The organism is Pseudomonas sp., assembly GCF_030696055.1.
Lineage (GTDB): Bacteria > Pseudomonadota > Gammaproteobacteria > Pseudomonadales > Pseudomonadaceae > Aquipseudomonas.
Genome location: NZ_JAUYNP010000233.1, coordinates 1 through 9495, shown reverse-complemented (window position 1 = coordinate 9495; position 9495 = coordinate 1). Strand labels below are relative to the sequence as shown.

The 9495-nt window shown below is 64.0% G+C and carries 7 protein-coding genes; 5 read left to right on the top strand and 2 right to left on the bottom strand.

The features are described 5' to 3' along the window. A partial coding sequence (lysS, locus tag Q8Q83_RS13825) for a lysine--tRNA ligase (RefSeq protein ID WP_305624633.1) occupies positions 1 to 1232 on the bottom strand: 1232 nt, incomplete at its 3' end. A gap of 142 nt (positions 1233 to 1374) precedes the next feature. Then, positions 1375 to 2470 (bottom strand): peptide chain release factor 2 gene (prfB, locus tag Q8Q83_RS13820; protein ID WP_305624632.1). Its coding sequence is split into 2 segments (ribosomal slippage): positions 1375 to 2397 and positions 2399 to 2470, totalling 1095 coding nucleotides; the frame shifts between segments, so codons are not numbered across the junction. A gap of 324 nt (positions 2471 to 2794) precedes the next feature. Here prfB and Q8Q83_RS13815 point away from each other — a divergent pair. From Q8Q83_RS13815 to Q8Q83_RS13795, 5 genes are all read left to right on the top strand, one after another. Continuing rightward, a complete protein-coding gene (locus Q8Q83_RS13815) occupies positions 2795 to 4171 on the top strand; it encodes a diguanylate cyclase domain-containing protein (RefSeq protein ID WP_305624630.1) in 1377 nt (458 codons plus the stop codon). Positions 4172 to 4483: 312 nt separating this feature from the next. Then, positions 4484 to 5395: a LysR family transcriptional regulator gene (locus Q8Q83_RS13810; RefSeq protein WP_305624629.1), complete on the top strand. Its 912-nt coding sequence runs from the start codon at positions 4484 to 4486 to the stop codon at positions 5393 to 5395. 285 nt (positions 5396 to 5680) lie between these two features. Further along, positions 5681 to 7144, top strand: coding sequence for a gamma-aminobutyraldehyde dehydrogenase (locus tag Q8Q83_RS13805; protein ID WP_305624634.1), 1464 nt, complete (start codon positions 5681 to 5683; stop codon positions 7142 to 7144). A gap of 94 nt (positions 7145 to 7238) precedes the next feature. Next, positions 7239 to 8387 carry a putative ABC transporter substrate-binding protein YdcS gene (gene ydcS / locus Q8Q83_RS13800; RefSeq protein ID WP_305624628.1) on the top strand — a complete coding sequence of 383 codons (1149 nt, stop codon included), beginning with the start codon at positions 7239 to 7241 and terminating at the stop codon, positions 8385 to 8387. Positions 8388 to 8655: 268 nt separating this feature from the next. Next, on the top strand, positions 8656 to 9495 hold an 840-nt coding region (locus Q8Q83_RS13795), incomplete at its 3' end, for an ABC transporter ATP-binding protein (RefSeq protein WP_305624626.1).

Here is a 9495-nt window from a genome sequence, read left to right as displayed (position 1 = left end):
AGCTCGATACGGTCGGTGACGTTGGGGTTGTCGTCGTTGCGACGGGCCAGCGGCGAGACCTCGAAGGGGTACTGGGTAATAAAGTGCGGCTGCTCCAGCTTGTGCTCGACCAGCTCTTCGAAAATCATCACCTGCAGCTTGCCCAGGCCTTCGAAGCCGAGCACCTTGGCCCCGGCCTGCTTGGCGATTGCGCGGGCCCGATCGATATCCTGCAGGTCGGCGGCGCACAGCTGCGGGTTGTACTTGAGGATCGAGTCGAACACCGACAGCCGTACGAAGGGCTCGCCGAAGTGGAACAGCTTGTCGCCGTACGGCACGTCGGTGCTGCCCAGGACCAGCAGGGCCAGCTCGCGGAACAGCTCCTCGGTCAGGTCCATATTGTCTTCGTAGTCGGCGTAGGCCTGGTAGAACTCGAGCATGGTGAACTCGGGGTTGTGCCGGGTCGACACGCCTTCGTTACGGAAGTTGCGGTTGATCTCGAAGACTTTCTCGAAGCCACCGACCACCAGGCGCTTGAGGTACAGCTCAGGCGCGATGCGCAGGAACATGCCCATGTCCAGCGCGTTGTGGTGGGTTTCGAACGGCTTGGCCGCGGCGCCGCCGGGAATGCTCTGCAGCATCGGCGTTTCCACTTCGAGGAAGTCGCGCTGCATCAGGAAGCTGCGGATATGCGCGATGACTTGCGAACGCACGCGGAAGGTCTCGCGCACCTCCTCGTTGACCATCAGGTCGACGTAGCGCTGGCGGTAGCGCTGTTCGGTGTCGGTGAGGCCATGGTGCTTGTCCGGCAGCGGACGCAGGGATTTGGTCAGCAGACGCACCTGGGTCATCTCGACGTACAGGTCGCCCTTGCCGGAACGCGCCAGGGTGCCCTCGGCGGCGATGATGTCGCCCAGATCCCAGTGCTTGACCTCGGCCAGCTTCTCTTCCGGCAGGGTCTTGCGGTTGACATACACCTGAATGCGCCCGCTCATGTCCTGGATGACCATAAAGGAGCCACGGTTGAGCATGATGCGACCGGCGACCTTGACCGGAATGGCAGCCGCTTCCAGCTCTTCCTTGGTCTTATCGACGTACTGTTTCTGCAGATCCGCGCAATAGCTGTCGCGACGGAAATCGTTGGGGAAGGCGTTACCCAGCTCACGCGCGGCGGCAAGTTTTTCCTTGCGCTGGGCGATCAGCTTGTTTTCTTCCTGTTGCAGTTCGTGGTGGTCGAGTTGTTGGTCGCTCATGGTCTCTGGTCTTTCCTGGTAATCGTAGGTTGGTGCTGAGCGCAGCGATGCCCAACATCCGGCCAACGGGCCGGCCTCCTACGCAAATGCAGCGCCGCTCGTTGGGCTTCGCACTGCTCAGCCCAACCTACATTGCGTGTTGTTAAAGCCCCTGTTTCAGGCTGGCCACCAGGTACTCGTCGATATCGCCGTCGAGCACGTTGACGCAATCGCTGCGCTCGACGCTGGTACGCAGATCCTTGATCCGCGACTGGTCGAGTACGTAGGAGCGAATCTGATGACCCCAGCCGATATCCGACTTGCTGTCTTCCAGCACCTGGGAGGCGGCGTTGCGCTTCTGCACTTCCTGCTCGTACAGGCGCGCCCGCAGCATTTTCATCGCGGTGTCCTTGTTGGCGTGCTGGGAGCGTTCGTTCTGGCAGCAGACCACGGTATTGCTTGGCACGTGGGTGATGCGCACCGCCGAGTCGGTGGTGTTGACGTGCTGACCACCGGCCCCGGAGGAACGGTAGGTGTCGATACGCAGGTCGGCCGGGTTGATCTCGATTTCGATGTTGTCATCGATTTCCGGCGAGACGAACACCGCGGTGAACGAGGTGTGGCGACGGTTTCCGGAGTCGAACGGGCTCTTGCGCACCAGACGGTGCACGCCGATCTCGGTACGCAGCCAACCGAAGGCGTATTCGCCCTTGATATGCAGGGTGGCGCCCTTGATCCCGGCCACTTCGCCGGCGGACAGTTCCATGATGGTGGCGTCGAAGCCGCGCTTGTCGGCCCAGCGCAGGTACATGCGCAGCAGCATGTTGGCCCAATCCTGGGCTTCGGTGCCGCCGGAGCCGGCCTGGATGTCCAGGTAGGCGTGGTTCGGGTCCATCTCGCCGCTGAACATACGGCGGAATTCCAGCTTCTCGAGAATGCCGCGCAGGCGCTCGACTTCGGCGGCGACATCGTCCACGGCGCCCTGGTCTTCTTCTTCGGCGGCCATGTCCAGCAGATCGCGGGAATCGGCCAGGCTGCCGTGCAGGTCGTCCAGGGTCTCGACTATCAGCGCCAGGGAGGCGCGCTCGCGCCCCAGATTCTGCGCGTATTCGGGGTTGTTCCAGACGTTCGGGTCTTCCAGCTCGCGGTTTACTTCGACCAGCCGATCATGCTTGTGATCGTAGTCAAAGATACCCCCGAATAGTCAGGGTGCGCTCGGAGAGGTCCTTGATGCTGTTCAGGATCGGGTTGATTTCCATGGCTGGCGGCACTCACAGGTCAAACTTTCGGAAAAGCCGGCGAGTATACCCCAGTCCAACAGCCCCTGGCAGCCCGCAATAGGCGCCGAGTCAGGTCGCTGCGGACCAACGGCGCACTATGCTCAGGCCCAGCCATACCCGGCCTGCCCGCCCTCGGCCGCCCTGTCTGCGCAGGGGCAAGCGCTATTGCGCCCCTCACTCGTCAACCCGGGTCCCTGGCTAGTAGACTCGAGTCCGCCAGGCCCGAGCGCCAGCGGCAACGCAGCGCTAGCGCCCTTCCTATACTGGGAAGAGCCACCATGCATCCCTTGAGGTTACCGGATAATGCCGTTTTTCCGTCGCAGGCTGGATCAGGGCCTCGATCTCTTCCAGCGCCATGCCGTGCTCGGCATGACGCTGGTCCTGCTCCTCAGCCTGAGCGGCCTGACCTGGAGCCTGCAGCAGATATTCACTCAGCAGCTGCAAAACGCGGCGCTGAAGAATGCCCAGCTGTATACGGCCACCCTCAGCGAGTTCCGCAGCCTCTATACCTCCGAGGTAGTCGCGCGGGCTCGGCAGTACGGCATGACCATCACCCACGATTACCAGACCACGGCCCAGGCCATTCCCTTGCCCGCGACCCTGAGCATGCTGCTCGGCAATCGCCTGACCCAGCAGGGTTCCGGCGCCAGCACCCGGCTGTACAGCCCCTACCCTTTTCCCTGGCGGGCGCAGGAGGGCGGTCTGCGCGACAGCTTCGGCGAACAGGCCTGGCAAGCCCTGCAGGCCGACCCCAAGCAGCCCTTCTACCGCTTCGAACGCCTGGACGATCAACTGGTGCTGCGCTACGCCACGGCCGACCTGATGCGTGAGGCCTGTGTCGACTGCCACAACAGCCATCCCGAATCCCCCCGGCGCGGCTGGCGGGTCGGCGACCTGCGTGGCATCCTTGAGGTCAAGCAACCGCTCGACAGCGCAGGGCTCAGCGCCCGCCCCCTGCTGATCGAAACCGCCGTCGTCACCCTGAGCATCCTGGCGCTGTTCTCCACCCTCCTCGCCTTGGTGATCGGCCGCCTGCACCGCGCCAGGGAGGAAGCCCAATGCCTCAGCCAGGAGATGGGCCTGATCAACCGGGCCCTGGAACGGGAAGTCGTCGAGCGCCACCAGGCGGAGCAGACCCTGCGCACGGTCAACGAGACCCTGCTGCAACTGACCAACCGCGATCCGCTGACCCAGATCGCCAACCGCCGCTGCTTCGAGGACAGCCTGGCGCTGGAGTGGAAACGCGCCCAGCGCCTGGGCAGCTCGATCGGCCTGATCATGGTGGATATCGACCACTTCAAGGCCTACAACGACCACTACGGCCACCAGGCCGGCGACCGCTGCCTGCAGCGCGTCGCCGCACTGCTGCAAAGCATGGCGCAGCGTTCTACCGACCTGGTGGCGCGCTATGGTGGCGAGGAGTTCGTCATAGTGCTGCCGAATACCCCGGTCGAGGCCGCCCTGGCCCTGGCCGAGGCCATGCGCAAGGGGGTGGAAGCTTTGCAGCTGGAGCATGCTGCCTCACCGACCAGCGCCTGGGTGACCCTGAGCCTGGGCGCCGCCAGCCTGATCCCTGGCGCCGACAGCACTCCAGAGCAACTGCTGCAGATCGCCGACCGAGCGCTCTACCGAGCCAAGGCCGGCGGACGCAACCGCTGCGAGGCCGGGGCCGCCGAGTAGGACCACCGCGCTCCAGTAGCCGCCGGGGTGCGAATCAGCCAGCGCTATGTCCAGCCCTGGCCATTGGCGCCTGCCAAGCGCTCACAGACCGCCCGCACGCGGCGTTAACCGGCGCTTAGTTCAACCCGGGCTTGCGCCTAGACGCACCATAAAAGCACTCCTTATCGCCCCTCGCCCCTCGCCCGACGAGTGCCGAAGCCCCGCGAGTGCCGGCTGAACCAGCGGCAAGCCATCTATAAAAAAGAATTAACTCTTAGAGTTTCGATAAACCATACTGCAAAGCCGCTCAACACCCCGCCCCGGTATCCCCGCATGATGACCCTGCGCCAGATCCGCCACTTTATTGCCGTCGCCGAAACCGGCTCGATTTCCGCCGCCGCCCAGGCGGTGTTTATCTCCCAGTCGACCCTGACCTTGGCGATCCAGCAGCTGGAGGAGGAAATCGGCGTCAGCCTGTTCAACCGCCACGCCAAGGGCATGTCGCTGACCCACCAGGGCCACCAGTTTCTGCGTCAGGCGCACCTGATTCTGGCCACTGTGGATAACGCCAAGCGCAGCCTGCAGCAGAGCACCGACCAGGTCGCCGGCAGCCTGACCATAGGCGTGACCAGCCTGGTTGCCGGTTATTACCTGGCGGACCTGCTGACCCGCTTCCAGCGCGCCTACCCCAATGTGCAGATTCGCGTGATGGAAGACGAACGGCCCTATATCGAGCACCTGCTGGTCAGCGGTGAAATCGACGTCGGCGTGCTGATCCTGTCCAACCTGGAAGACCGCCATGCGTTGCAGACCGAGGTGCTGACCCACTCGCCCCTGCGCCTCTGGCTGCCGCCGCAGCACCCGCTGCTGGAGCACGACAGCATCAGCCTGGCGGACGTGGTGAGCGAGCCGCTGATCCAGCTCAACGTCGATGAAATGGGCCTGAACGCCCAGCGCATCTGGTCGGGCGCCGGCCTGCAACCCCATATCACCTTGCGCACCGGCTCCACCGAAGCGGTGCGCAGCCTGGTGGCTGCCGGCCTCGGCCTGTCGATTCAGCCGGATATGACCTACCGCCCCTGGTCCCTGGAGGGCGACATTATCGAGGCCCGCGCCCTGGTCGACCTGACCCAGACCCTGGATGTCGGCCTGGCCTGGCGTCGCGGCACCGCGCGGCCGACGCTGGTCGACCCCTTCCTCAGCGTGGCCCGCGAACAGCCGGCCGGGCGCAAGCCATCTATTTAATCGAACGCAGCGTTCAGTATTAAGAATTTGTGAGCAACACGCCCGCGCTCTAGTCTCTCCTTCGCACTATAAAGAAGAGCGCATCGGGCCTTAGCTCTGCCTAGAGCAACCCGATGCCCCAATAAGAACCTGTTTACGATTTCGCGAGCTAGAGCGAGACAAGGCAAAAACAGCCGAAGAAGCGCAGTTTACGAGCTGTAAATGAGCATTCTGAGGCTGTTTTTAACGCGGTATCGCCGACGCGCAGCAGATCGCAAACAGGTTCTAAGAATGAGGGCACATCGAATGGCCGGCGCAACTTCCACGCCCCTGTGCAGCGCATTATTGATCGACGGCCAGCTGGTCGCAGGCGAGGGCTTTGTCGAGCCGATCATCAACCCAGCCACCGGCGAGGTGCTGGCGCATATAGCCGAAGCCTCCATCGAACAGGTCGAGGCCGCCATTCTCGCCGCCCACCGAGCCTTTGCCGGCTGGTCGCGCACCACCCCACAGCAACGCTCGCTGATCCTGCTCGGCATCGCCGACGCCATCGCCCAACGCGCCGAGCAACTGGCCCAGTTGGAAGCCTTGAACTGCGGCAAGCCGCTGCACCTGGCATTGCAGGACGACCTCAGCGCCACGGTCGATGTATTCCGCTTCTTCGCCGGTGCGGTGCGCTGTCAAACCGGCCAGCTGTCCGGCGAATACCTGCCGGGCTACACCAGCATGGTGCGCCGCGATCCTCTTGGGGTGGTCGCCTCGATCGCGCCGTGGAACTACCCGCTGATGATGGCCGCGTGGAAGATCGCGCCCGCGCTGGCCGCCGGCAACTGCCTGGTGTTCAAGCCCTCCGAGCACACGCCGCTGTCGATCCTGGCCCTGGCCCCGGTGCTGGCCGAGCTGCTGCCGCGCGGGGTGATCAACATCCTCTGCGGCGGTGGTGAAGGCGTCGGCAGCCACCTGGTCAGCCACCCCAAGGTGCGCATGGTGTCGCTGACCGGCGACATAGTCACCGGGCAGAAAATCCTCCAGGCCGCGGCCAAGACCCTCAAGCGCACCCACCTGGAACTCGGCGGCAAGGCCCCGGTGATCGTCTGCAACGATGCCGACCTGCAGGCAGTGGTCGAAGGCGTGCGCAGCTACGGCTACTACAACGCCGGCCAGGATTGCACGGCGGCCTGCCGCATCTATGCTCAGAAGGGTATCCATGAGCGCTTAGTCGCCGAACTGGGAGATGCCGTAAGCAGCCTGCGCTTTGCCCGCAAGCGCGATGCCGACAACGAGCTCGGCCCCTTGATCAGCGCCCGCCAGCGCGACCGGGTGGCCAGTTTCGTCGAACGCGCCCTCGGCCAGCCGCATATCGAACGCGTCAGCGGCGCCGCGGTGCACTCCGGCCCCGGCTTCTATTACCAGCCGACCCTGCTGGCCGGCTGCAAGCAGAGCGACGAGATAGTCCAGCGCGAGGTGTTCGGCCCGGTGGTCACAGTCACCCGCTTCGATGAACTGGAGCAAGCCGTGGACTGGGCCAATGACTCCGAATACGGCCTGGCCAGTTCGGTCTGGACGCAGAACCTGGACAAGGCCATGCAGGTCGCCGCCCGCCTGCAGTACGGCTGCACCTGGATCAACAGCCATTTCATGCTGGTCAGCGAAATGCCCCACGGCGGCCTCAAGCGCTCCGGTTATGGCAAGGACCTGTCCAGCGATTCGCTGCAGGACTACAGCGTGGTGCGCCACATCATGGCGCGCCATGGTCAGCACCTCGGCTAATTACCCAAGAACCAGTTACCCAGTACCGCAAATAAGAAGTAGCAACACGACGTTCAACTGCCCCGAGCCCAACAATAGAGAAGAGGGAAATCCAATGTTCGTGCAAAAAACCGCGTTATTCAGTGCGCTGACCAGCGCCCTGCTGGCCAGCGCCAGCCTGCAAGCCGAGCCGCTGAAAGCCGTAGGCGCCGGCGAAGGGCGCCTGGATATAGTCGCCTGGCCGGGCTATATCGAGCGTGGCGAAACCGACAAGAATTACGACTGGGTCACCCAGTTCGAGAAAGACACCGGCTGCATGGTCAACGTCAAGACCGCCGCCACCTCCGACGAAATGGTCAGCCTGATGACCAAAGGCGGCTACGACCTGGTCACCGCCTCGGGCGACGCCTCGCTGCGCCTGGTCGCCGGCAAGCGTGTGCAACCGATCAATATCGACCTGATCCCCAACTGGCAGCACGTCGACCCGCGCCTCAAGGATGCGCCCTGGCACAAGGTCGACGGACAGCACTACGGTACGCCCTATCAGTGGGGGCCGAACGTGCTGATGTACAACGCCAACCTATTCAAGCAGGCGCCGACCAGCTGGAAGCTGGTGTTCGAGGAAACCACCTTGCCCGACGGCAAGAGCAACAAGGGTCGCGTGCAGGCCTATGACGGCCCTATCTATATCGCCGACGCCGCGCTCTACCTGAAGAGCGCCAAGCCCGAGTTGGGCATCACCGACCCCTACCTGCTCAACGAGGCGCAATACGCCGCCGTGCTGGAGGTGCTGCGCAAGCAGCAGCCGTTGATCCACCGCTACTGGCACGACACCACGGTGCAGATGAGCGACTTCAAGAACGAAGGGGTCATGGCCTCCAGTTCCTGGCCGTACCAGGTCAACGCCCTGCAGCTGGAGAAGCAGCCGATCGCCTCCACCGTGCCCACCGAAGGGGCCACCGGCTGGGCCGACACCACCATGCTGCACGCCGAAGCCAAGCACCCGTCCTGCGCCTACAAGTGGATGAACTGGTCGCTGGAAGCCAAGGTGCAGGGTGACCTGGCCTCCTGGTTCGGTTCGCTGCCGGCGGTGCCCGCGGCCTGTAAGGACAACGCCCTGCTCGGCGCCGAAGGTTGCAAGATCAACGGCTTCGACAACTTCGAGCAGATCGCCTTCTGGAAAACCCCGCAGGCCGAGGGTGGCAAGTACGTGCCCTATAGCCGCTGGACCCAGGACTATATCGCCATTATGGGTGGCAGGTAACAGGGCTGTACCGGCCCTGCGTAGGATGGGTTGAGCGCAGCGATACCCAACAATAAGCCCGAGTCATCGTCCGCGTGACGATGGGTATCGCAGGCTCAACCCATCCTACGGGCTTGATCCGCAGGGCGATGGGTATCGCGCCGCGATACCCAGCCTACGACCGGCACTTTGTTTTACCGCGACCTATTCCTCCCGACCCTGGCTGCCCTGTGTCGGCAAACCCTGGCAGCCGGGGCGGGCGGGATGTTTTTTCTCCTGGAGCTTTACCATGACCCTTGCAGTGCAATTTACCGACGTGTCCCGCGTATTCGGCGACGTAAAGGCCGTGGACCGGGTATCCATCGATATCCAGGACGGCGAATTCTTTTCCATGCTCGGCCCCTCGGGCTCGGGCAAGACCACCTGCCTGCGCCTGATCGCCGGCTTCGAGCAGCCCAGTGCCGGCTCCATCCGCATCCATGGTGCCGAGGCCGTGGGCCTGGCGCCCTACCAGCGCGACGTCAACACGGTGTTCCAGGACTACGCGCTGTTCCCCCATATGAACGTGCGCGACAACGTCGCCTACGGCCTCAAGGTCAAGGGCGTGGCCAAGAGCGAGCGCCTGAACCGCGCCGAAGAGGCCCTGGGCATGGTCGCCCTGGGCGGTTATGGTTTACGCAAGCCGGCGCAACTGTCCGGCGGCCAGCGCCAGCGCGTGGCCCTGGCCCGCGCCCTGGTCAATCGACCGCGGGTCTTGCTGCTGGATGAACCGCTCGGCGCCCTGGACCTGAAGCTGCGCGAGCAGATGCAGGGCGAGCTGAAGAAGCTGCAGCGCCAGCTCGGCATCACCTTTATCTTCGTCACCCACGATCAGACCGAAGCGCTGTCCATGTCCGACCGCGTGGCGGTGTTCAACAAGGGCCGCATCGAGCAGGTCGACAGCCCGCGCAACCTCTATATGAAGCCGGCCACGCCCTTCGTCGCCGAGTTCGTCGGCACGATGAACCGGATCTCCGCGACGGTGGCCGATCCCGAACGGGGCGAGGTAGATGTGTCCGGAACCGGCGTCGCCGTCGATGCCGCGCGTGGCCGGCGGCGAGGTGAGGCGGTCCTCCTGCTCGTGCGGCCG

Excerpts from the sequence above, each read along its gene's own strand:
- Q8Q83_RS13815 (WP_305624630.1), top strand. The coding sequence starts at position 2,795 with ATGCCGTTTTTCCGTCGCAGGCTGGATCAGGGCCTCGATCTCTTCCAG.
- Q8Q83_RS13810 (WP_305624629.1), top strand. The coding sequence starts at position 4,484 with ATGATGACCCTGCGCCAGATCCGCCACTTTATTGCCGTCGCCGAAACC.
- Q8Q83_RS13805 (WP_305624634.1), top strand. The coding sequence starts at position 5,681 with ATGGCCGGCGCAACTTCCACGCCCCTGTGCAGCGCATTATTGATCGAC.
- ydcS (WP_305624628.1), top strand. The coding sequence starts at position 7,239 with ATGTTCGTGCAAAAAACCGCGTTATTCAGTGCGCTGACCAGCGCCCTG.